The 23,305-nt window shown below is 67.3% G+C and carries 19 protein-coding genes; 15 read left to right on the top strand and 4 right to left on the bottom strand.

The annotated features are described in order from the left end of the window. Positions 1-310 precede the first annotated feature (310 nt). The 11 genes from HEB94_RS27925 to HEB94_RS27875 all read left to right on the top strand — a co-directional run bounded on the left by HEB94_RS27925 (position 311) and on the right by HEB94_RS27875 (position 13,983). Positions 311-2,146, top strand: a complete 1,836-nt coding sequence (locus HEB94_RS27925; protein ID WP_192752648.1) for a hybrid sensor histidine kinase/response regulator transcription factor — start codon at positions 311-313, stop codon at positions 2,144-2,146. 17 nt (positions 2,147-2,163) lie between these two features. After that, complete coding sequence (locus tag HEB94_RS27920; protein WP_337918030.1) at positions 2,164-3,096, top strand: class II fructose-bisphosphate aldolase; 933 nt, start codon at positions 2,164-2,166, stop codon at positions 3,094-3,096. Between the two features lie 2 nt (positions 3,097-3,098). After that, positions 3,099-3,890: an HAD-IA family hydrolase gene (locus HEB94_RS27915; protein WP_192752647.1), complete on the top strand. Its 792-nt coding sequence runs from the start codon at positions 3,099-3,101 to the stop codon at positions 3,888-3,890. Beyond that, on the top strand, positions 3,887-4,549 hold the full coding sequence (gene dhaL, locus HEB94_RS27910) for a dihydroxyacetone kinase subunit DhaL (RefSeq protein ID WP_192752646.1): 663 nt from the start codon (positions 3,887-3,889) through the stop codon (positions 4,547-4,549). The genes HEB94_RS27915 and dhaL overlap by 4 nt, the downstream gene beginning before the upstream one ends. After that, positions 4,546-5,541 carry a dihydroxyacetone kinase subunit DhaK gene (gene dhaK / locus HEB94_RS27905; RefSeq protein WP_192752645.1) on the top strand — a complete coding sequence of 332 codons (996 nt, stop codon included), beginning with the start codon at positions 4,546-4,548 and terminating at the stop codon, positions 5,539-5,541. Before dhaL ends, dhaK begins: the two co-directional genes overlap by 4 nt. 102 nt (positions 5,542-5,643) lie before the next feature. Further along, entirely contained in the window at positions 5,644-8,127 is a 2,484-nt protein-coding gene (locus HEB94_RS27900; RefSeq protein WP_192752644.1) for a glycosyl hydrolase 2 galactose-binding domain-containing protein, read from the top strand. Positions 8,128-8,209: 82 nt separating this feature from the next. Then, a complete protein-coding gene (locus HEB94_RS27895) occupies positions 8,210-9,181 on the top strand; it encodes an ABC transporter permease (protein ID WP_192752643.1) in 972 nt (323 codons plus the stop codon). After that, entirely contained in the window at positions 9,178-10,125 is a 948-nt protein-coding gene (locus HEB94_RS27890) for a carbohydrate ABC transporter permease (RefSeq protein WP_192752642.1), read from the top strand. The genes HEB94_RS27895 and HEB94_RS27890 overlap by 4 nt, the downstream gene beginning before the upstream one ends. A gap of 28 nt (positions 10,126-10,153) precedes the next feature. Beyond that, positions 10,154-11,797: an extracellular solute-binding protein gene (locus tag HEB94_RS27885; protein WP_192752641.1), complete on the top strand. Its 1,644-nt coding sequence runs from the start codon at positions 10,154-10,156 to the stop codon at positions 11,795-11,797. An 85-nt stretch (positions 11,798-11,882) separates the two neighbouring features. Next, positions 11,883-12,899, top strand: coding sequence for a zinc-binding dehydrogenase (locus HEB94_RS27880; protein ID WP_192752640.1), 1,017 nt, complete (start codon positions 11,883-11,885; stop codon positions 12,897-12,899). After that, the gene (locus HEB94_RS27875; protein WP_192752639.1) at positions 12,868-13,983 is read left to right on the top strand and encodes an MDR/zinc-dependent alcohol dehydrogenase-like family protein; all 1,116 of its coding nucleotides are present in this window, start codon (positions 12,868-12,870) and stop codon (positions 13,981-13,983) included. The genes HEB94_RS27880 and HEB94_RS27875 overlap by 32 nt, the downstream gene beginning before the upstream one ends. Before the next feature lie 81 nt (positions 13,984-14,064). On the opposite strand, the gene HEB94_RS27870 is transcribed toward HEB94_RS27875, so the two are convergent. Then, on the bottom strand, positions 14,065-14,694 hold the full coding sequence (locus tag HEB94_RS27870; RefSeq protein ID WP_192752638.1) for an LUD domain-containing protein: 630 nt from the start codon (positions 14,692-14,694) through the stop codon (positions 14,065-14,067). A gap of 222 nt (positions 14,695-14,916) precedes the next feature. Between HEB94_RS27870 and HEB94_RS51205 the strand changes: the two genes are divergently transcribed. Together HEB94_RS51205 and HEB94_RS51200 are read left to right on the top strand one after the other, a co-directional pair. Continuing rightward, entirely contained in the window at positions 14,917-15,393 is a 477-nt protein-coding gene (locus HEB94_RS51205) for a sigma factor (protein ID WP_238361646.1), read from the top strand. Then, entirely contained in the window at positions 15,354-15,851 is a 498-nt protein-coding gene (locus HEB94_RS51200) for a sigma-70 family RNA polymerase sigma factor family protein (RefSeq protein ID WP_337918560.1), read from the top strand. Before HEB94_RS51205 ends, HEB94_RS51200 begins: the two co-directional genes overlap by 40 nt. 101 nt (positions 15,852-15,952) lie before the next feature. Here the strand turns inward: HEB94_RS51200 and qcrB are convergent, their stop codons facing one another. The 3 genes from qcrB to HEB94_RS27850 form a co-directional block, all read right to left on the bottom strand. After that, positions 15,953-17,527 carry a cytochrome bc1 complex cytochrome b subunit gene (qcrB, locus tag HEB94_RS27860; RefSeq protein ID WP_192752637.1) on the bottom strand — a complete coding sequence of 525 codons (1,575 nt, stop codon included), beginning with the start codon at positions 17,525-17,527 and terminating at the stop codon, positions 15,953-15,955. Positions 17,528-17,681: 154 nt separating this feature from the next. Further along, a complete protein-coding gene (locus tag HEB94_RS27855; protein WP_192752636.1) occupies positions 17,682-18,545 on the bottom strand; it encodes an LLM class flavin-dependent oxidoreductase in 864 nt (287 codons plus the stop codon). 146 nt (positions 18,546-18,691) lie between these two features. Continuing rightward, complete coding sequence (locus HEB94_RS27850; protein ID WP_192752635.1) at positions 18,692-21,145, bottom strand: CehA/McbA family metallohydrolase; 2,454 nt, start codon at positions 21,143-21,145, stop codon at positions 18,692-18,694. 445 nt (positions 21,146-21,590) lie between these two features. On the opposite strand from HEB94_RS27850, the gene HEB94_RS27845 reads away from it, so the two are divergent. After that, entirely contained in the window at positions 21,591-22,352 is a 762-nt protein-coding gene (locus HEB94_RS27845) for a hypothetical protein (RefSeq protein WP_192752634.1), read from the top strand. Positions 22,353-22,474: 122 nt separating this feature from the next. Beyond that, positions 22,475-23,143, top strand: coding sequence for a hypothetical protein (locus HEB94_RS27840; protein WP_192752633.1), 669 nt, complete (start codon positions 22,475-22,477; stop codon positions 23,141-23,143). Positions 23,144-23,305 lie beyond the last annotated feature (162 nt).

The raw sequence follows: 23,305 nt of genomic DNA, 5'->3' as shown, positions 1-23,305 counted from the left end.
AAGCGTCGGAGTGCCTCGCGTCAACCTGGCCATGCTAGGACGTTGACCTTGACGGCATCGCTACCTCAGCCCAACGTACCCATCGAGATACTGGCTGGCAGTGCCCCGTTCAACGATTGCGCTCACGCCACCTGCCGGGACATCGGCGGCGGTGCCTGATCAGACACGTCGGCGATCAGTCCGGTCCATGGCCATGCCCGGCGTAGATGAAGTTGGGGCGCTTCCGAACTTCAGCTCGAGCGGAGAGCATCAATGGGACGACCGTGCCCTTGCAGCGCTCGGCCGGGATGGCAGGACACAGGGGCTTGCCATGTCTGCTGAGACAGTCGCGCATCCGATACGCAGCACTGCTGTCGGGCCCACCGGGCCGGACATCCGGACACAGCTGGAAACCGTCATCGGCCTTGCGAGAGATCTCGCCGGTCAATTCACACTTGACCCGCTCCTCCACCGAATCCTGCTGCACGCCCTCCATCTGCTGCGCTGCGAGAGTGGTTCCATCTGCACCGTCGACGAGGCGGCGGCGACCTACCGCAAGGAGGTCGACCTTGGTGTCGGGTGCCACTCCGGCCAGACGTTCCCGCTGAGTGAAGGGGTGACCGGGCAGATCGTGGTCGCTCGGGGGCCGGTCGTCTTCCGCAGCTATTCGGAGGTCCCGAAAGGGCATCTGGCCGGGCGCGAGCACGAGCGAATACATGCGGTCGTCGGCGTACCGATCATGTGGAAAGGCGACATCATCGGCAGCTGTGTGGTCTTCAGTGAAGATCCCGAGCGGCTTTTCACCGACAGCGACGTTCGGCTGTTGGAGCTGTTCGCTTCGCACGCCGCCATCGCGATCATGAACGCGACGCTTCACATGACCGCCACCGAACGTGCGCGCGAAGCCGCCGTGATGGCCGAACGGGAACGCGTCTACCGTGACGTGCACGACACCGTGGCTCGGGCTCTGGGAGACGTGCTGCTCCGCCTGGACGCGGTGGAGCGCTCCGGGGCGGAACGTTCCCACGACATCATCCGGGCCAAGCGTGCGGCGCGTGACGCGTTGACCGAGACGCGGCGCACGGTTCTGGGGCTCGCACCCAGTGGTCTGGACACCGATGCGTTGATCGACGCCATCAGACTCGAGCTGACCTGGGCGGAGTCGGCAGCCGGCCTCAAGGCGGACCTCACGATCGTCGGCGTTCGGCAGCCCATGCCGGCGACGGTCGGATACCAGCTCTTCCGGATCGTCAAGGAAGCGCTGACCAACGTCGTCGAGCATGCGAGGGCCAGCCGCATGCGGGTGGGGATCGTCTACAGCCAAGCCAAGATCACGATGCTGATCGAGGACGACGGCTGTGGGTTCGATCTGCAGGCGGTCCAGCCGCAGCCGGGCGGACCGAGCTTTCGGGGTCTGGGGCTACAGGGACTGGTCGCCCGGGCGCATCATGTCGGTGGCGAGGTCCACATCGAGTCGACGCCGGGTTGGGGCACTCACCTTCGGGTCGAGATGCCGCTCGCCGAGAACCCGCAGAGCATTCGTCAAGGTGGTGACCGTTGGCGGGTGCTCGTGGCTCACGAGCGACCGATCGTACGAGCAGGCCTGGTCCGGATGCTGGCAACGGCAGAGCCCGAGATCCAGGTCGTCGGGGAGATCACCCGTCCGGACGAGGCCGTGGACGCGTGTGCCCTGCTCCGCCCGAACGTACTGCTGGCCGACCTTGACGGATCCGCGATCGACGGGGTGAGGCTCAGTTCCTACATCCGGTCCTCGTCGCCGGACGTCGCGGTCGTTCTCCTCGTCGGATCCTTCGATGATGTCGATGTCCAAGACGCTGCTCGCAACGGCGCCGCGGCCTTCGTGAGCCGGGACGCCGAAGCAACCGAGTTGACGCGCGCGGTCGTTGCCGCGGCTCGCCGGGACGCCTTCATGACCACGTTGCCAACCGTGACGGACCCACACGATGACAACAGTCGGCCCAGACTGACCCCACGTGAACGTGAGGTGAGGCGGCTGGTCGAGCAAGGCCTACAGGACAAACAGATCGCCCGCGAGCTGAGTATCTCGATCAAAACCGTGGAGAAGCACGTCGGCTCCATCCTGCGCAAGACCGGCGCAGCCAACCGCACCACTCTCGCCCGCGAATCTTCTCGGCGCCGCGACTGATCAGTCAACCCTACTGAGTGGCAGGGGAACTCCTCATATCCCGCCACCGAGCTTCGGCCCTAGCGTCGGTGGCCACGGGAGGAGGACTCGTGTCTGTGGCATCGACCAAATCGATTGTCGACCACGCGCTCGACGCGCGCTATGGAGTCCCGGCAATCAACATCGTCAATGATCTCACCCTCGAAGCCGTCCTGGCCGGTGCGGTCTCGGCACGATCACCGCTCATCGTGCAGACCTCGGTCAAGACCGTGCGATCGATCGGTGCGGAGGTCCTGGTCGCCATGTGGCGAACGATGACAGCCGGCATCGAGGTGCCTGTGGCGCTGCATCTGGACCACTGTCCAGACCGCTCGGTCATCTCCGAGTGCCTGCGCCTGGGCTGGAACTCCGTGCTCTTCGACGGGTCGCACCTGTCTGTGGCGGAGAACCAGCGGCAGACCGTCGAAGTCGTCGCCGAGGCTCATCGTCACGGGGCTCACGTCGAAGGCGAGATCGAAGCCATCACCGGAGTGGAGGATGATCTCGGCGCCGACGAAGAGGGTCGGCGAGAGAACCTGCAGACGCTGATCGACTTCGTGCGCACCACGGGCGTGGACGTGTTCGCACCTGCCATCGGCAACGCACACGGCGTCTACACCACTGAGCCAGAACTCGACGGCCAGCGGGTGTCGGACCTGGTCAAGGCCTGCTCCGTGCCCATCGCCCTGCACGGCGGTACCGGCCTCAGCCGTGACCAGTTCAGCGACCTGATCGCCCGTGGTTGCGCCAAGGTGAACATCTCGACGGCGCTCAAGGTGGAGTTCATGAAGAGCAGCCTGACCTTTCTGCGCGATGCCGAGAAGAACTCGACCTGGGATCCACCGTCGCTGTTCGCCAACGTGCGCGAGAAGGTCATCGGCCTGACGGTCGATCTGGCGCACACCTTCGGCAGCGCTGGTAAGGCGTGGTGAGCATGCCTGCGCTCATCTTCGACTGCGACGGCGTCCTCGCCGACACCGAACGTGACGGTCACCGGCCGGCGTTCAACGCGACCTTCGCCGAGGTCGGGATCCCGGTGTGCTGGTCGGTGGAGGCCTACGCGGAGAAGCTACGGGTCGGCGGCGGGAAGGAACGCATGGCAACGCTCCTGACGCCCGACTTCGTTGAGCGTTGGGGCTTGCCGATCGACACCGCCGGCCAGCGCGAACTGTTGCAGGACTGGCATCAGCGGAAGACGGCTCGCTACACCGAGCTGATCCGGGACGGCAGGATCCCGGCCCGGCCCGGCGTCGCACGGGTCGCGAGCGAGGCCCTTGCGGCCGGGTGGCAGGTGGCGGTCGCGTCGACCTCGGCCGCCTCCTCGGTCCGCGCCGTTCTGGAGCACGCGGTCGGCGCGATGGCCGACAGGTTCTCGATCTTCGCCGGCGACGCGGTCGCCCGAAAGAAGCCCGCGCCGGACATCTACCGCCTCGCCCTGGATCGCCTCGGTGTCGAGGCCAGGGAGGCGGTTGTCATCGAGGACAGTCACCAGGGCCTGACGGCGGCCCGCGGTGCGGGTCTAAGCACGGTCGTCACCGTCAGCGGCTACACCGCGGAGGAGGACTTCACCGACGCGTCGTTGGTGCTGACCTCGCTGGGCGGTGACGACGAGCCGGCCCGGGTGATCGCCGATCCGCTGGGGATCGACCCGGGCTCGCGCATCCATCTGGACGACCTCAGGGCCGTCATGGAACTCGCACCCGCCGATCGAGAGGAGCCGGCATGACGGCGACAACTCTGTCCGACGTGGAGTTCGGCGTACGGTCCATCGCGAACACGGTGACCACGAACGAGAAGTACTTCGGCGAACTCGACTCGGTCGTCGGCGACGGCGACTTCGGATTCTCCCTGGCCCGGGGGTTCGAAGCGGTGTTGGAGGGCTGGGACGACTACTCGCGCGACGACATCGGCAGTTTCCTCCAGGGTGTGGCGCTGACCATCTCACGTCGAATCGGCGGGACCTCAGGTCCGATCTGGGGAACGGCGTTCCTTCGAGCCGCGGTGGTCGCCAAGGGACTCACCGAGCTTGGAGTGGACGAAACCGTGGCGATGCTGCGGGCCGCGATCGAGGGCATCAAGGCCCGAGGCAAGGCGGAGGTCGGCGACAAGACCCTCCTGGACGCACTCGTACCGATGACCGACGCCGTCGAGGCAGCCACGTCGGGACCGCTGCTCTCGCTGGCTGCCACCACCGCGCGTTCAGCGGCCGAGGCAGCGTCAGCGCTGCAGGCGCGGCGTGGCAGGGCCAGCTACAGCGGTGAGCGGAGCATCGGCGTACCCGATGCGGGCGCGATCGCGGTCGCGGTGATCGTCGAGAGGCTGACCGAGGACTGGAGACAACACAGCGAGGCCGCGTCGACGGCAGAAGGCGGGAGTGAGCGATGAAGAAGTTCGTCAATGACCCGAAGGCTTTCGTAGCCGAGATGCTGCAGGGAATCGCGTGGGCGAACGAGGACCGACTGCGATACGTCCCGGAGCTCAACCTGATCGCGAGAGCAGACGCGCCAAGCGCCGACAAGGTCACGATCATCCAAGGCTCGGGTTCAGGTCACGAGCCGGCGCACGTGCTCGCGGTCGGTCGCGGCATGTTGGACGGCGCGTGTCCGGGCGACGTGTTCGCCGCGCCACCGATGAACAGCGTCTATGAGACGGCTCGGCTCCTGCGGTCGGATCGCGGGGTGTTGCTCCTGGTGAACAACTACACCGGCGACCGGATGGCGTTCGAGATGGCGGCCGAGTTGTTGGCCGCCGAGGGCATCGACGTTCGTACCCTGTTCATCGACGACGACGTCTCGGTCCAGGACTCGACCTACACCGTCGGTCGCCGAGGGGTCGCGGGCAACTTCTTCGTGATCAAGGCGGTCGGTGCGGCGGCAGAGGACGGCGCTGACCTGGACGAGTTGGTCCGCATCGGTGAACGAGTGAACTCGGCAACCAGAACCATGGGCATCGCGCTCACCCCGTGCACCCCGCCCGCCAAGGGATCCCCGCTGTTCGAGCTGGGCCCCGACGAGATCGAGATCGGCGTCGGCATTCACGGTGAGCCCGGTCGGCGTCGCGGCAAGCTCCTGCCGGCCGACGACCTGGTGGACGAGATGCTCGAGCCTGTGCTCGCCGACCTGCCGTACCAGGCGGGAGACCGGGTCGCACTGATGATCAACGGCCTGGGTGGAACACCGATCGGCGAACTCTACGTACTGTACCGGCGCGCCCACGAACGCCTTCGCGAGTCCGGAATCGACGTCGGTCGCAGCTACGTCGGCGAGTACTGCACCTCACTCGACATGGCTGGAGCGTCGGTGACCCTCGTCCGGCTCGACGACGAGATCGAACAACTGCTGGCCGCACCGGCCGACACCGGACTGCGGATCTTCTGACTCGCTCGGTGCCGTACCCAACCCATCGGTCACCTGAAGCTCACCACCCCGCCGTGAACAGCGGAGCGGGACGACAACGACGAGAAAGGAAGTGGGATCGCTGTGCGCAGCGACGTGGTGATGGCCGACGGTTGGCAGGTGGCAGACCTCGGAGACTGGGCGGATCCCAAACCGGTCCTGGCCGGCGAGACGGCCGGGGGAACCTGGTTCGACACGACACTGCCATCCGGAGTGCACGAGATCATGCTTCGGGAGGGGCGGATTCGTGATCCGCACGTCGGTCGAAACGCGGCCGACGCCGACTGGGTCGGCGACCGGGACTGGGTGTTCCGGAAGGTGTTCGACACGCCGCAGCACCCCGAGGGGCCCGTCAGGTTGGTCTTGCGCGGCGTCGACACGCTAGCGGAGGTGTACCTCAACGGGGCTCACATCGCCGACCTCGACGACATGTTCTGTGAGCACGTGCTCGACGTGACCGACGGGCTCAACCCGGTCGGTCAGGGCAACGCGCTGGTCGTCGCGGTCCGGTCCGCGTCCCGCTTCGTCGACTCGGTCACGGTGCCCGAGCATCACCGCGGCCACATCCCCGCGCGCTATCACCTGCGAAAGGGGGGCGGTGACTTCGGCAACTACCTGGGCGCGCGCCCTCGACTGGTCAAGACCGGCATCTACCGCGATGTGGTCCTGTCGTTGACCGAGGAGAGTTGGCTCGACGACGTGCAGGTCCGTACCACGCTGGGCCAAGGTACCGCGCACGTCGAGGTCGACGTCACCGCTGGTGGCATCGCGGCCGGAACACTACGGTGGAGCCTTCGCGGACCCGACGGGGACGTGGTGTCCGACGGGGAGCGATCCGCGGCCGGGCCGTCCTGGGTCATCGGAGTACCGAATCCGCAACTGTGGTGGCCCCGAGGCCACGGCGAGCAGGCGCTGTACCGCCTCGTGGTCGATCTCCACGGCGACGACGGTCGTCGTCTCGACACCTCCGAGGTCGAGGTCGGGCTGCGTGAGATCGAGGTTCGCACCACGCGCCCGGGAACCGACGAGCCAGTCTTCGAGTTCGTCGTGAACGGTCGGCAGGTGTTCGTCCGCGGTGCGAACTGGGCCCAGGTCGAGGGAATGACCAACGTCTGGGACAGCGAGCGTGCGCTGCGACTGCTCGACCTGGCCGAGCACGCCAACATGAACCTCCTCCGCGTCTGGGGTGGCGGGTTGATCCCCGAGCCGGAGTTCTACGCGGAGTGCGACCGGCGGGGCCTGCTGGTGTGGCAGGACTTCATGTTCGAGTACGGCATGTACCCGACCGATCTGCCGGGATACCTGGCCACCGTCGAGCGCGAGCTGATCGACGTGGTGAAGCGGCTGCGTAACCATGCCTGCATCGCCCTCTGGTGTGGTGGGAACGAGAACCACATGGGTTGGGACTTCCAGTTCCACACTCCACCTGAGTTCGGCACGGAACTCTTCGAGGCCGTGATGCCGCGCGTCTGCCGCGACCACGACGGAACCCGGTCCTACCATCCGAGCTCGCCGTTCGGCGGCCCGGTCGCCAACTGGCCGCGTACCGGAGACTGGCACGACTACACCACCGTCACCTACTGCCACCGCTTGAGCGTCCCGGCGTTCGTCTCCGAGATGGGCCGGGTCAGTACTCCGTCCATGCGGTCCATGCAGCGCTTCCTCGCGCCGGAGGACCTGTGGCCGGCCGACCACGACGCGACGGTGACGCGGCCCGGGCAGCCGTCCTGGCCGCCGATGTGGGGGTACCGGGCGCCGGACGGAGCCTGGGCGAAGATCGGCCCGATCGAGAAGTACCTCGAACCCCGAGACGCCGCCGGACTGGTCCGCGCCCTCGGCACGGCGCACGGTGAGTACCTCCAGACCAGCGTCGAGCGGCACCGGCGCGGTGTGCCGGACGGCGCCGAGTCCGGGCGGCGGCGGAACGGCGGAGACATCGTCTGGCGCCTCAACGACCCCTGGCCCATCCTCTACTGGAGCGTCGTGGATGCGTACCTCGAGCCGAAGATCGCGTACTACTACCTCCGCCGGGCCTACTCCCCCGTGCTCGTCTCGTTCGAGCAGACCGCCGACGCACTCGTCGTCTGGGTGACCAATGACACGCCCGATCCTGTCGTGGGAGACCTCACCGTCCGCCGGGTCCGCTTCGACGGACGCGTGATCGGCGAGCTGCGTCAAGCGGTAGCCGTGGCCCCCGGCGAATCGACCCGGTTGGTCGACACGGCGCCGCTGGGACCAGTCGTCCTCCGCAACGAGTTCCTCTCCGCGGAGCTGGGCGGACGCGTCGCGACGCATCTGTTGGTCGGTGAGCGCTACCTGGAACTTCCTCCCGCAGAACTGACCGCTCGGATGGTCGACTCCGAACTGGTGATCAGCACCGACGTCTTCGCGCGCCAGGTCGTCCTCGACTGGGACGCGGCGTCCGACGGCGTTCGGGTCGAGGACAACTACTTCGACCTGATGCCCGGGCAGAAGCGTCGGATCAGGCTCGTCGACCTGCCGCGAACGACCGGAGTGGTGTCGGTCTCGGCGCTCAACGCCAACGCCGTCACGCCGTCGGTTCGCTAGGCGTTTCCTTCCGTGTCGCGGTCCTGGACCGGCCGTCGACCACACCAGACGACTGCGCAGTACGACCCTCAGGCAGGTGATCATGGCGTCACACACGACGACCGCTGACACGCGGACTTCCACGCCTCGACGTGGGACGGGGGGCGCGGACGGTCCGCGTCGTATCAAGCGCGACTGGCTCCTGTTCGGACTGGGGGTGCCGGGCGCCGTCGCGCTGATCCTCTTCCAGTACGCGCCGTTGGCGTACAACGTGATCGCATTCAAGGACTACCAGCCCTACCTCGGGATCGCCGGATCATCGTGGAGCGGACTGCAGAACTTCTCGTTCCTGTGGGACGGGAACCCCGCGTTCCTGAACGCGTTGCGGAACACGCTGATCCTGACGGTGATCCAGACCGTGTTGGTGTTCCCGATCCCGTTGGTGATCGCGTTGATGCTGAACTCGTTGGCCGGTGACCGCTTGAAGCGGCTCCTGCAGTCGATCCTGTACCTGCCGCACTTCATGTCATGGGTGATCGTGGTGGCGTTGTTCCAGCAGATGCTCGGCAACGGGGGGATGCTGAACACCTTCCTGCTGCAGAACGGTTTCCATATCGTCGAGATCATCGGGGTGCCCGAGCTGTTCAAGGCGTTGCTGACGTCGCAGATCATCTGGAAGGACGCCGGGTGGGGGACGATCATCTTCCTCGCGGCGATCTCACAGATCGACCAGGAGCAGTACGAGGCATCGGCGGTCGACGGTGCCGGTCCGTGGCGGCGGCTGTGGTCGATCACGTTGCCGTCGTTGAAGGGGCTGTTCATCCTGCTGCTCATCCTCCGGTTGGGAAACAGCCTCTCGGTCGGGTTCGAGCAGATCATCCTGCAACAGGGCCCGGTCGGTCTGGGAGCCAGCGAGGTTCTGGACACCTGGGTCTACAACTACGGGATCATCGGCGGGAACTGGGGGATGGCATCCGCGGCAGGGTTGTTCAAGATGCTGGTCGGAATCGTCCTGGTCGTGCTGGCGAACAAGCTGGCACACCTCTTCGGAGAGCGCGGGGTGTACGAGAAATGACCACCATCGATTCGGCCGCGACGATCGGTCAGGACGTAACTCGGCGCCCCCGGAACCGGAAGCGCCCGGTGTGGATGGAGCGGCCCAACCCGGTAGCGCAGGTGATCAAGTTCATCGCGCTGTTGGTGTCGGTGGTCCTGGTGATCATCCCGTTCTGGACCGTGCTCGCCACCTCGTTCGCCGACCAGCAGACCATCAACGAGTCAGGCGGTGGGATGGTGCTCTGGCCGACCGGCTTCAGCACGGCCGCCTATCAAGCGCTGCTTGGCGGCGGCATGGTCACCAGGGCCCTCGCCATCTCCGTACTGGTGACAGTTGTCGGGACCCTGCTCTCCCTGATCACCACCGCGGGACTGGCGTACTGGCTGTCCCGGCCGCGGGCCTTCCTGGCCAAACCGGTACTCCTGCTGGTGCTTGGGGCGGTGCTCTTCTCCCCCGGGCTGATCCCGACCTACCTCGTGGTCAAACAGCTCGGCCTCCTGAACAGCTACTTGTCGCTGATCCTGCCTGTCATGGTCAACGCGTTCAACGTCATCGTCATGCGGGCGTTCTTCCAACAGCTGCCCACCGAACTGTTCGAGTCAGCGGCGATCGACGGCGCCTCGTCGGCCACCGTGCTGGTCCGGATCGTGCTGCCACTCTCCAAGGCGGTGCTCGCCGTGATCGGTCTCTTCTACGCCGTCGCGTACTGGAACGCGTTCTTCAACGCACTGCTCTACATCCAAACCGCCGACAAGTGGCCGATGGCGCTGGTGCTTCGCACCTATGTCGTCAACCAGGCGGCGATCGGCGGCGACCAGGTCGCCCAGGCAGAGGCGATCCCACCCCAACTTCCCCTGCAAATGGCGATCCTCGTCCTCGCGACCGTCCCCATTCTCATCGTCTACCCCTTCCTCCAGAAGCACTTCGCCAAGGGAGTCATGATCGGCGCCGTCAAGGGCTGACCGCCCACGGGTCAAAGGAGATCAGGAGATGCCCTTCACCAGGACATTCGACCGCAGACGCCTACTGGGTGCCGCCGGCCTCGGTCTGCTGGCCGCAGCGGGCGGATCGCTGACCGGCTGTAGTTCAGGGCAGAAGGCGACCAACACGGTCAAGGACAACCAGGGTGTCGCGCTGCCCACCTACCGGGCGTACGAAGGCGTCACCCCGGACCTGCCCGGCACCAAGCAGGGCGTCCTACCCGCCTTCCGCAACATTCCCAAGGACCGGCCCCGGACCGCGCAGGACAAGCCGGGCACCGGGCAGTCGGTCTCTGGCATGGCCAACATCTACTACGCGGTGCCACCGGGCCCGGACCGAAATCCCTGGTGGGCTGGGCTCAATGAGCGGCTCGGCGTCAACCTCAGCATGCAGATGGTGCCCGACGCCGACTACGCGACGAAGTTCGCCACGACCGTCGCCGGCAACGACCTGCCTGACATGCTGATGCTGCAGCTGCCCAACTCAGCCATCCCGAACCTTCCGCAGCTACTCAAGGCCCGCTTCACAGATCTCTCCAAGCACCTGTCCGGGAACGCGATCCTCGACTATCCCAACCTCGCCAACATCCCCAGCGCCACGTGGAAGACAGCGGTCTACAACGGCGGAATCTACGGCATCCCCGTCCCACGGGGTGCGATCGGCAACTACGTGTACATGCGGCAGGACCTGTTCGAGAAGCACGGTGCGAGTACGGAGCCGAAGAGCTACGACGAGCTCGTGGAGACGACGAAGGCACTGACCGACCCGAGCCAGCGGCGGTGGTGCTTCAGCCAGCTCAACCAGCCCTACCGGCTGCTCGGGCAGATGAACGGTATGCCCAACGCCTGGCGGGAGGACGGCGGCCGGCTCACCCGTTCGTATGAGACCGAGGAGTTCAAGCAGACGGTCACCGATCTCATCGCCATGTGGAAGAGCGGCGTCATGCACCCGGACGCGTTCTCCCCGACCCAGCCCTTCAAGGCGCTGTTCAGCGCCGGCACCGTAGCGGTCAACGCGGACGGATACGCAGGCTGGACCCAGTATGTCCTGGACAACCGCGCCAACCCCGACTTCAAGCTGGGGCTGATGCCGAGCTACGAGCGGAGCTCCGGGAAGCTCGCCCACTGGTGGCTGGGAAACGGCTTCTTCTCTGTCAACGCGTTCAAGAAGCAGGACGATCCGGAGAAGATCAAGTTGCTGCTCCGGATCTGCGACTATCTCGCGGCACCGTTCGGAACCGAGGAGTACTTCTACCGCCTGTACGGGCAGGAGGGACGCGACCACACACTCGACAAGGACGGCAACCCGATCCTCACCGCCCAGGGAAAGACCAACACGGTGGTGCCGATCCGGTACCTCGCCGACGCCCCGCCCGTCGTGTTCGAGCCGGGTCGCCCCAACGACGCCGACGTCCAGCACGCCTATCAGACGCTCGAGATCCCCACCGGGATCGCCGACCCGACTGTGGGCCTGTTCTCCAACACCTTCGCGACCAAGAACGGGACCATCGACAAGGCGTTCAACGACGGACTCAACGACATCATCCAGGGCCGCAAGCCCTTCAACGGGCTCAACGACCTCATCAACACCTGGAAGACGTCGGGCGGCGACACCATCCGTGGCGAGTTCGAGGACCAGATCCAGAACAGCTGACTCGCCCGCCCCCGGACGCCACCGATCCGTGCGGGTCCACACTGAGCCGTCACATGACCAAGAAGATCGCCATCAGCATGGGGAGGTGCATAAGCACGTGCTCGCCTACGTCATGGATGGGCCGGGCCGCGGTGGCCTCGAGGAGCTTCCGGATCCCACCATCGGGGACTACGACGTCGCGGTCCGGATGCTTGCCTGCGGTGTCTGCTCCAGTACCGACAAGATGCTTCGCCTTGGAACCTTCAGCCTCGGTGTGACCTATCCAAGCATCCTGGGGCACGAGTCCGTGGGCCGAGTTGTTCGGGTGGGAGATCGTGTTCGGTCCTATCAGGTCGGTGACCTGCTCACGCGGCCCAGCGCGTACCGGCCTGATCGCGCCCCGATGGACATGTACTGGGGAGGCTTTGCCGAGCAGGGCGTCGTGACGGACTGGGCGGCCCTGTCCGAAGACCGTCAGACGTGCGAACTCCGCCCTCGATCGGACCAGGTTCGCCTACCGGGATCGACGGATGCCGTTCGGGCCGCGCTCAGCATCAGTCTCAGCGAGACCTTCAGCGTGATCGTTCGCCACGACATCCTGGGCAAGACGGTAGCCGTCGTCGGGACTGGAGTAGCGGGCCTGTCCTTCGGCGCGTACGCCAAGATGCTGGGCGCCGCGCAGGTCATCGCCGTCGGTCGGCGCGCCCCTCGACTCGAGCTCGCGGAGCGTCTTGGCGCGGACCGCGGAGTCCTCGCCGACGACGCGGCGTCAGCCATAGCCGAATCGGGCGGCGCGGACTTCGTGTTCGAGGCCTCGGGGCAGGCCAAGATGATCGCCCACGCATACCGCTGGCTCAAGCCGGGTGGTCACGCCGTTGTCTACAGCGCACCGGACAGCCCCACCCAGATGGACCTGTTCAAGAGCCCCCGTGATGCCACCCTCACCGTGGCGAGCACCCGCGAGGCGGCGGTTCTGCCCGGCGTCGTTCGGATGCTTGACGGCGGTGTCATCAACCCGGACGAGCTTGTTACACACCGATACCCGTTCTCGGAGATCGCCGCTGCCTTCGAAGCGATCGAGCGCGGTGAGGTTGTCAAGGCAGTCATCACCTTCTCTCAGTGACGAAGTAGCTGGCCCCTTGTCCAGAAAGGAAAGAGCCGTGACACTTCAGGAGTCCGAAGATGCGCGACAGTTGGTGGGCAAGGCACTCGTCGCTCGGGACAACGGCAGGTTCGCGATCGAAGATGTACTCACGGCGCCAATGACCTCGAACACCATCGGTGTTCGGACACGCTGGTCCGGGATAAGCTTCGGCACCGAGTTCGCCGTCTTGTCCAAGAAGCTGGACTGGGGACCGTTCCCGCTCACTACCGGTTACATGGCCGCCGGAGTCGTCACCCACATCGGTTCGGACGTCACCGGATTCTCGATCGGCGACCGCGTCTACTGCCGAAGGAACCAGCAACTTGTCACTCCCGACGGAGAGTCGGTCAACTGCGCCTCCGGCCTGCACTCCTCGGTGGCAGTGCTCGATCCGACGGGGACGCACGGCGCCGACCACATTCCCGACGGCGTACCCGATGACCTTGCGAGCATGTTCGTGCTTCCTGCCGTCGGCCTGACCGGGGTGAACCAAGCTGGGGTCGGGGTAGGAGACACGGTCGTGGTGATTGGCGTTGGCCCCATCGGCCTTGCGGTGGTAGCTGCCGCCGTCGCCCGGGGGGCACGTGTACTGGCCGTCGACCTGCGCCCAGAAACGCTGGACGTGGCCATGAGGCTCGGTGCACACGAGGTGGTCAACGCGCAGGAGGCCAACGTCGCGGAGCACGTCCGGGTGAAGCTCGGGCAGGATGGAGTCGACTTCGTCTTCGAGTCAACGGGCCGGCACGACTCGATAGACCTGGGAATCAGCCTGCTCCGCGAGTTCGGCTGTTTCGTCTGGCAGGGAAACTATGGGGAGGGGCCCGTCTCCTTCGACTTCCTCGCAGCTCATGGCCGTCGGATCCGCATGGTGTTTCCGTGCGATGACGGCTATCGCCCTGCCCGCCAGAGTGTCATGACATCGATGAAGCACGGCTGGCTCAAATGGGAGCTGACGATGACCGATCATGTGGAAGCCGCTGACACGCCAGGCTTCTACAGTCGAATTCTCGAGCGAGGGCTCGGGAGCGTCATGGGGGCCACGGTCCATTGGTCGGACGAGTGATTCGAGCGCAGGTCACTCCGCCTCCCTCCAGGCGGCACGGCTCGAACCGCGGCCCCAGGTTGATCCCCAAGACCACGAGGTTCAGAATCCGATGGCTTCCCGGAGTAGCAGGACGGTTCCACGCCCGGGGTGAAATTCGGCGTTGAGGACGAGAAGGCGGTTGACGGCGCTGGGCCACCCGTAGGCCTTCATGGCGCGGTCGTTCTCCAGCGGGAGGCAGTGGTCCTCGACGCGGCGCAGCGCGGTGTCCAGGTCGGATACCACCTTCTGCGCCCCGACGACCCAGATCGCGCGGGCGGCGCCGCCGGCGTAGCCAGGTAGCTGGCTTCCGCTGCCCGAGGCGATCACAAGGGAGCCCGTCTCGGTGACCGCGGCGACGCTGCCCACGATGACGTCGGGGCTGGCGAGCAGCCGCCGGATCTCGTCCATCTGGGTGGCGCGGTCCATGGCCAGGGTGCGTGGCTTGATGGCCTCGTACCGCCCGCTGGCGTTGATGTCCTCCTCGATGCCGGACAGGCGGAGGGTCTCGCTGGCCCCGGTGAACACGCTGGCGCCCTCGGGAATCAGGTCCTTGATACGGGTACGCGCGGCGGCGGCGTCATCGAGGATCTCGACGGCGAAGTTTCGCGCCGTCAGCGCAGCCGCCGCCCGCTCCAGGCGCTGCGCGGCCGCCGGGTCGGTGAACAGAGTTGCCGGAATCGGGGTGGTCATGCTTTCTCCTGGGCTGCTCGTGGTCTGGTGGGTCGGAGGGCGCGAGGCGGGTGGCTTCGGCTGTCAGCACCACCAGCGGCCTCGCGGGGTGGCGCGTGTTCTCCTCCCAGCAGGTTCGACAAGACAGGGCACCGGAATGTGAGGCGACGCCGGCCTCACATTCCGGTGCCCTGTCTTGTCGAACAGGTGAAGCCAGATGCGACCCAGGGAGCCGTCGGCACCATGACCACTCGACCCGAGCCAGAACCCGGGCGGCCCGATCAGGGCCTTGACGCGATCATGAGCGAGCGGCGTCTGCTGCTCAACCTCGCCTACCGGCTCCTCGGATCCCTGGCCGAGGCAGAGGATGTCGTCCAGGAGACCTACACCCGCTGGTACGCCCAGTCCCGGCAGCAGCAGGACGCCATCACATCCCCGGGCGCCTGGCTGACGACGGTCACCAGCCGCATCTGCCTCACCCTGCTCGGCTCGGCACGGGCCAGGCGAGAGACCTACGTCGGGGAGTGGATCCCCGAGCCGCTGCCCGAACGGTCCGAGTGGATCGCCGGGCGGCCGAGCGACTCCACGATCGACCCCGCCGACCGGGTCACCCTGGACGAGTCCGTCAACATGGCCTTCCTCGTCCTGCTCGAGTCGATCCGGCCGAACGCGTCGCGTTCATCCTGCACGACGTCTTCCGCTACTCCTTCGCCGAAGTAGGTGAGATCGCCGGTCGTAGCCCGGCGGCGTGTCGCCAGCTGGCCTCCTCAGCCCGCCGCCGCATCCGCGCCGCGCAGGCTCCCGCGACGCCGACGTCCCAGCAGGCCGGCGTGGTCAGGGCCTTCAAGACGGCATGGGCAGCCAAGGACATCGACGCCCTCCTCGGCCTCCTCGACCCCGACGCGACGGCGATCGCCGACGGCGGCGGCCTCGCCGTCGCGTTCCTGCACCCCATCGAAGGCGGTGAGCCGATCGCGCGCGCCTGGGTCGATATCGCCAACCGGGCGCCCAGGAACATGACGTTCCTCGAACGCACCGTCAACGGCCAGCCCGGCCTCGTGGCGCAGCTGGACGGCGTCACCGTGACGGTGTTCGCGTTCGAGGTCGTGGGCGACCGGATCAGGCACATCTGGGTCGTACGCAACCCCGAGAAACTTCGGCCCTGGACGACGGGCTGACGCGCGTCCGCATCCCATCGGGTTCGCCGCGAGCCGCCGCCCCACCGGGTGTCGCTTGACCGTTCGGCCGGTATGAGAACGTCTGTCGCTCCGCAACGAACTCACTGCGTAGAGCTCGTATCGTGCCGATCACGGCTCAGCTCGGCCATGGCGAGCGGGGCGATCCGGTCCCGATAGAAGAGCTGCGACAGACGTACCTGCAGCCGTTGCGCCAACCTGGTCTTCCCGTGCACATCGCGGTGGAGGGAAACCGGCGGATGCTCCTCGTAGCCAGCCAGACGGCGACGCTCACCCGCGTCGACGGCGAGGTGCACCTCGACGTACCCGCCGCTGCGCGTCCGGACGACCCGACCGGTCTCGCGCCCGTGAAGCACGATCGCTCGGTCCCTTCGCTGCAGTCCGATGCAGATCCGCCTGGCGATGGCAAACCCTGCCACAGGGCCGACAACGAGCAGTGCCTGCAGGGCGTACATGAACCCTTCGACGGAGATGTCGAACTCCAGGGCGATGGTGTTGGAGCCTGCGGCCGCCCACAGCACGCCGTAGAAGACCATGCCCGCCACACCGATGCCGGTACGAGTGGGGTTGTTGCGCGGGCGTTCCAGCAGATGGTGGTCGTCGCTGTCGCCGGTCACCCACTGCTCGAGGTAGGGATAGGCCGCCAAGGCCAGGAGGAACAGCGTGCAGACAAGCACCGGAAGCAGGAGGGCAACGGACCAGGTTCGGCCCAGCCAGACGAACTCCCACCCAGGTGTGAGGCGGAGCGCGCCGTCGAGGAAGGCCAGATACCAGCTCGGGCTCGATCCGGCCGTAGCGGCTGCGGGGTCCGCGGGGCCGTACTGTCCGGTCGGGTTGACGGTGAGCGTCGCGGCCATCAGCGTGATCACACCGCTCACGAGGAAGAAGAGGCCCACGCTCCTGGCCGTGAACGTCCGGAGGTTGGCGCCCACGACTGTGGCCTTCGCTCGTCCTCCTCCAGCGGGTTGGGCGGGCCCGTGGCGGAGACCGAGGATTGCCATTGCCACGAACCCGATCACCAGCGCCACGGGCAGGACCACGACGTGCAACGGATAGAAGACCGCGTTGATGTCGCCCGGGAACGGGCCGCCGAACAGCAAACCCGACAGCCACGTACCGACAACGGGTGTTGCCCTGAGCACGCCGTCGAGGACGGTCATGCTGCTGCCCGACAGCAGGTCGTCAGGCAGGGCCGATCCCGTCATGCCGGCGGCCATCGTGACGGCGAGAAGCGCGACGACGATCAGCCAGGTCCGCTGCCGGGGCTTGCGGAACGCACCGGCGAAGAACAACCACAGCAGATGAAGCACGATCGCGGCCGTCATCACCAGCGAGCTCCAGTGATGGACCTGACGCAGCAACAGTCCGCCGCGTACCTCGAACGAGATGTCCAACGTGGATGCGAACGCACGCGACATCTCCGTACCGGTGAGCGGAGCGTACGACCCGGCGTACGTCACCTGCTCCATCGACGGGTCGTAGAAGAACATCAACACGACGCCACTGATCGCCACGACGATGAAGCTGTAGACGCTGATCTGCGCAAGCATGACGGACCAGTGGTCTGGAAACGTTTTTGTCCGCATTGTGGCGAACAGTTCCGCCAGGCGAGATCGAGACCTGATGTTCCGAACGTGGCGCACCGGTAGGCCTCCCATCGTGATCGACGTCGTCCCCCTTACGACGAGATCCGCGGCTGGAATGTGACCTCTGATCGGCGCGCCTGAGGGCGATCCACCTCACATCTCGACCGTCACCCGGCCGTCGGTCCACCCGGCCGTCGGTCCACCCGGCCGTCAGTCCACCCGGCCGTCAGTCCACGCGCGGCGGACCCTGCTCGACGCGCCGTCGTACCGGTTCCAGCTGGTCGACCCGGTCGTCCTGGCGGCGGCGTTCGTCCCACCAGGTGGCACCCGCGTCGACCAACGGACCGAGCAGGTCGCGTGCCTGAGCGGGCTCGGTCGGGCTGACTCCCCCGACGACGACCTCGAAGGGGGCGTCCGGCTGGTGCGTGCGGTGGCGGCGGATGTAGTCGGTGACCTCGCGTACCTCGGCGGGCGGTGGGGCCTCACCGTGTCGCGCAGACGTGAACAGCGGTGCCGCGCCGTCCCACCGGGCCGCCCGTCGCATCGGTCGGCGGGCCGGCCAGAACCCTCCGATCCAGATCGGCGGTCGCGGCCGCTGCACCGGCGTCGGCAACAGCGCGACGTCGTTCGCTTCGTAGTGCCGGCCGAGGTGGGTGATCGCGTCGCCGGACCAGTAGAGCTCCAGCAGGTCGAGGCCCTCGTCGAGCCGCTCAGCGAGGACGACCGGATCGGTGGGCTCGCCGAAGCTGGCGTACTCGTCGGCGATCGGCCCGCCCAGGCCGGCCCCAAAGATCACCCGCCCGCCGCTGAGGTTGTCGAGCGTGGCCACCTGGCGGGCAAGTTGGTGCGGGCGACGACGGGGCACCGGCGTGACGAGGGTCCCGAGCCTGATCCGTGTGGTGGCCAAGGCGGCGGCGGTCAGCAGCATCCACGGGTCACCGTGCGGACGACGGGCGCGCTTGGTGTGGGCCACGTGGTCCCACACGAAGAACCCGTCCCAGCCGGCCTCCTCCGCCGTGGCGGCCAGCGAGGCGACCGTACGCGGATCGGCGAAGTCGCCGAAGTTGGGGATGTTGATCGAGAAACGCATCCACGGATGGTACGCACGACCACCCTCGCCAACTGACGGATCCGCGGCGAGGAGCGCAGAGCGACGCGCGGCTGCGGCGGCCACGAACGCGCGCTCGCGTGGGCGCGCTCGTGGCCGCCTCAGGGTGTCCCCCGGCGGGTGGGGTGTCAGCCCGCCTGGATCAGGTGGATCTCGTGTGTGCTGTCGCGCTGGATCCTGGTCGCCGACCGGTCGGTGGTGAAGACGACCGTGCCACCGTCGATCGCCGGCCACGTGTTGTTGCCGGGCACCGTGAGCCGCTCGGCAGCCGACCAGCCGCTCCCGGCGTCGAGTCGGGCGGTGAACACCTTCCACCGCCAGTCCACCGAACGGGAGTCGTACCACACCACCCGCACCGCGCCGTCAGGGTCGGCGGACAGCGACGGCCGCTGGCTCATCGCCACAGGGTCGAGTGCCACCGGCTCGGGGTCGGACCAGGTCGCCCCCGCGTCACCGGAACGCGCCGAGCGCAGGGAGAGGTTGACCCCGGACTGCGACAGGGCCTTCGTCTCCCACGCCACGACGAAGCCGCCGTCCCCGTCCACAGCGATCGCCGGGTGAACGGAGGCCGCGTCCGTGGCCTTGCTGACCTTCACCAGCTCGGTCCAGTCCGCGCCGGGCGAGGGCAGCGTGCGGGCGAGGATCTGCCAGTTGTCCGGGCTGGTGCCGCCGCTGGCCTCCTCACCAGGGGGCGGGGTGTGGCCGGTCCACAGCGGGTCGGGGTCGTAGCGGTCGTCCTGCCAGATGACGACCGCCCGCCCGTCGCCGTCGGCGGCCACCGCGGGGAACAGCGACGCGGGCCAGCGCGGCGAGCGCGCGTCGGCGTCGGGGTCACCCGGGTCGGTGACCTTGCCCTGCGCGGAGAGGTTGACGGGCCGCCGGTCCACTCCCACGACCTGCGCCAGCACGTCGAACGCGCCGCCCCCGGCGTTGTCCGCCCACGCCACCAGGGGGTGACGGCCGTTCAGCACCGCGAGCGCCGGATGCTCCGCCCGGCCACGCCCGTCGCTCAGCTGCTGCGCCTTGCCGAACGTCTTGCCGCCGTTGCTGCTGTGGCGCAGCAGAATCGTCGGCCGGTGCGGCTGCTCGTGGCCGCGTTCGTCCTGCCACACGACCCACACGTCCTTGCCCGATGCGGCGATCCGGGGGAACCGCGCGGTGCCCGAATCGCCGGAGAGCACCACGGCCTTGGCCGGATGACCCCGCTCCTCGACACGCCGGTAGACCACAGTCGTGCGGTGGTCGTCGTGCACCTCGGCGACCACGTGCCTGGTGCCGTCCGCCACGGCGACGTCAGCGAAGCCGGCGAAGGCGCCCTGCTCGCCGATCACGAGTTGTGCGCCGTCCGCGCCGCGCTCCGCCGCCGGCAGCGGGATCTCCGGCTCGGGCTCGGCGGCGCTGCCGACGGAGACGAAGACAGGCGTGGTGGCCGCGTAGAGCTGGTCGGGCAGCGTGGGGTCAGCCTCGCGTCCGGACAGCTGGCCCGGCTGGCGCACCTCCGCACGGAACCACGCGTGGCGCTCGACGCCGGCGGGGAAGGCGAGCGGCACGTCGTAGGTCTCGTCGTCCGAGGCCGCGGTGAACTCCGCCAGCGGCCCGGCCGAACGTCCAGGCGTCGCGTAGACGAGCACACGGGCGCCCTTGCCGGACTGCACGCGCACACGGAGTGCTGCACGCCGGTGCAGGTGCCGCTGCCGCACGATCACCTCGTCACCGCCCATCGCCTCGAAACGTCCGTCGCCGTTGACGTCCGCCTCGATGGTGAGGAACGGCCCGCTCTTGTGCCGGCCGACGGTCGTGTGGCCGGCGCGCAGCGCGTCGAGGATCGCCCGCACCGAGCGATCCGCCGCGAACACCCAGGTGGTGGGGTTACCTGGGGCCTGCGTCTCCCACAGCGGGCGGTGGTGGCTGTCGCCCGCGCCGACGGCGGCGAAGCGGAATCCCGCGTTCCAGCGGTTCTCGGCGTACTCGATCTCGACGTCCGGGTCACTGCTGGCGTTCCAGATCTCGACGGTGTTGACGCCCTGCGCGCTGGCGTTGGCGCTCGGCCCGTCAGCCCGGGTGTACTCACCGTCGTCCGGGTGCGCCGTCTGCCAGACGGCGTGCTGGGCCTGCGCCTCCCAGATCGACTGCTGGAAGTGCCGGAACTCGGCGGAGCCGGCGGGGTTGGCACCGTCCACCACGGTGTCCACGGCGCCGAGCACGACGGCGTGCGGCGAGCCGTTGACCTCCTCGCCGGGGATCAGCAGCATGTTCTTCGACTCCCACTGCGGGTCCCAGTGCTGGTCATAGACCCGGTGGTCGGTGAGCGGGAGGAAGTCTGCGCCGTTCTCCTCGGCCTTGCTGAGTTGAGCCTGCACCGGCATGTCGCCCGGATCCCTCTGGTCCGACAGCTGCCGTGGCGTGCTGCCGTCCGAGGAGTGGTCGGTGTGTACGTGCGTGTCTCCGGCCAGCCATGTCCCGGCGCGCCGCCCGGTGCCACGGGCCGCGCCCACCCCCGCCGCGGCGTCGGGCCGGGCCGCGGCCAGAGCCGCGTTGGGTGCCAACCCGGCCGCCGCCGCGGTCACGGTGGCTGCCGCCACGAAGCTTCTCCGACTGATTCCCATTGTGCGCCTCTCCGTCGAACACAGTGCTTGTCGACGGGCAGACGCTAGGCCAGGTGACCATGCCGCGGCTGAACCCCTCATGAACGGCCCGTGCCGCGCGGTCGACGGTCGCGGTGCCGCCACGAGCGCGGTCTCCACCACACCACCTGGCCGGTGAGCTTGTTCGACAACGGTGGCGGTCGTACAGGTCCTCGAGCCGATGATCAGCGCGTTCCTGAACGACGTGCCTCCAGCCAATCCATCGCTTTGGTGAGCTGACGCCATGGCGGGCTCCCAACCTCGCGCGCGGACCGCGCCATGGTCGGCCCTCCTCTCGGCTTACCGGGGTCGAGCGCTTGATCGTGAGAAGATGCGCGCTGTGAGTAACAGGCGGGAACAAGAGGCGGAGGAGCCCGCCGATAGACGGGCCTGGCGGCCATGGGTGGCCGGCGCAGTCGTTGCCGCGGCGATGGTCGTGATCTATGTCCACGACCCGAAGCTCCTGCTCGAATACTTCAAGGTCCTGGTATGGCCCGTGGCGCTTGGCGCCCTTGGGTGGTGGCTTCGCGACGTACTCCGAGTCAAGGCTCGCGAGGTGCAGGAGGTGACGCTGCCAGGGGCCGGCCTCAAGTTCAGGCCAGAGGAGGTGGTGGAGCGAGTGAGCGAGGCCGCCTCACACAACGTTGCGCAGCCCTCGGAGGTACTCGTAGCCAGGCCCACCAAGGACCTCTACAGCGCTGTGAGCCTCAACTTTCACCGTCTCGTCGAGGCCGAGACCTCCGAGGAGGAGCGGAAGAGGGAGGCCGAACGAGCCGCAGAGGAAGTGCTACGGAGCGAGCAGGAGCGACGCGCGGCTTTCGAGCAGACCTTCAAGGAAGGGGCTGAGTGGGGGGCGATGCTCGCGAGATTGGGCTTGGAACCCAAGCCGCGAGTCAGCTGGGACGACGACCAGCCGTCGATCTCGGCTGCCGCGCTGGGCCACGATGGCGCGGTGGCCGGCTACCTCCGTTATGCGCGTGCGGTGCGTGCGATGCGTGAGCTGGAGCGACCGGCCGCCATGAGGGCTGTGCTCGACGAGCTTCTCCGCCGAGGCGACTACAGCGATGATCAGATGAAACGTCCACAGCGGAGGATGCATCCAGTGCAGCAACCCGACGAGCCGGATGACCCGGACGCAGCGGACGTGCCGGCGAGCATCCGTTGATCTAATGGCCTGTGGATGGCCCACGCGACACCGCGTCGGCCAGTCCCCCCGCAAGCGCGCTTCGAGCCCACCACCGTCCTATTGTGCTTGCTCACTCAGCCACCTGCTGCAACGCTGCACTGGTGATGCTTGCGACTGCTAGCGATCCGAGTGACGCGGCCGTACTGCAACGTATATACGAACTCCGCGGCGACGTACGTCGCCGCGACGCATGGCCGAACGACGGGCGATGTGGGAAGGTTGCGGCCGCGCTCGAGACTGAGTTCGGATGGCAAAGTCAGTACGGCTACCTGAGACTCCTCGACGGCACCGTGAGCTGGGTGCATTGCTGGAATCGGCTCGCAGACGGAACGATCGTCGACGCCACTGCTGATCAGTACCAGGGTCTGTGGTTAGGGGACGTCGTGACCGTGGATCCGACGAGTCCGATGTCGGCAAACTACCCCCATGCTCCCCGCGAGTGGGAACTTCGCTTCAGCCGAGGGTCGAACGGCGAGCGTGTCGAGGGCGTCACCTGCGTGTCCGGAGATGACGTCCAGGTGCTCTCGCCTGACGATCCCGATCGTCCATGGCTTTCCCTTGCTCGCGGAGTCCTCCGAGTACTGACTGGCTGGGAGTTGAACGACGACCTCGCAGGCCTTGCCGCGCGTAGCCTGAGAGCGAAGGCAACTACCGCTGAGGCCGCGTCCACTGCGGACCTGATCCATCCACTCGTCATCGCGAGCATCCAACACCTCGGCGGACGAGGCACGCAGGCATGGATCGCTTCCGAGTTCCTCGAACCCATTTAGAAGCGTTCCCTGTCCTGTACTGCCGCGCGTACCTGGTTTTGGGTTCCGCTCCCGTCAGCCGGACAGCTTGTCCACACCCGGGTTCTGCGCGGGGTCTCCGGGTTCGCTCGTCGACCGCTTGACAAGGCCGGCCCGACTCCTCCGCCCCACGGCGAATCTCGG

Source organism: Actinopolymorpha pittospori, from assembly GCF_014873875.1.
GTDB lineage: Bacteria > Actinomycetota > Actinomycetes > Propionibacteriales > Actinopolymorphaceae > Actinopolymorpha > Actinopolymorpha pittospori.
This window is presented reverse-complemented; position numbering and strand designations above follow the sequence as displayed.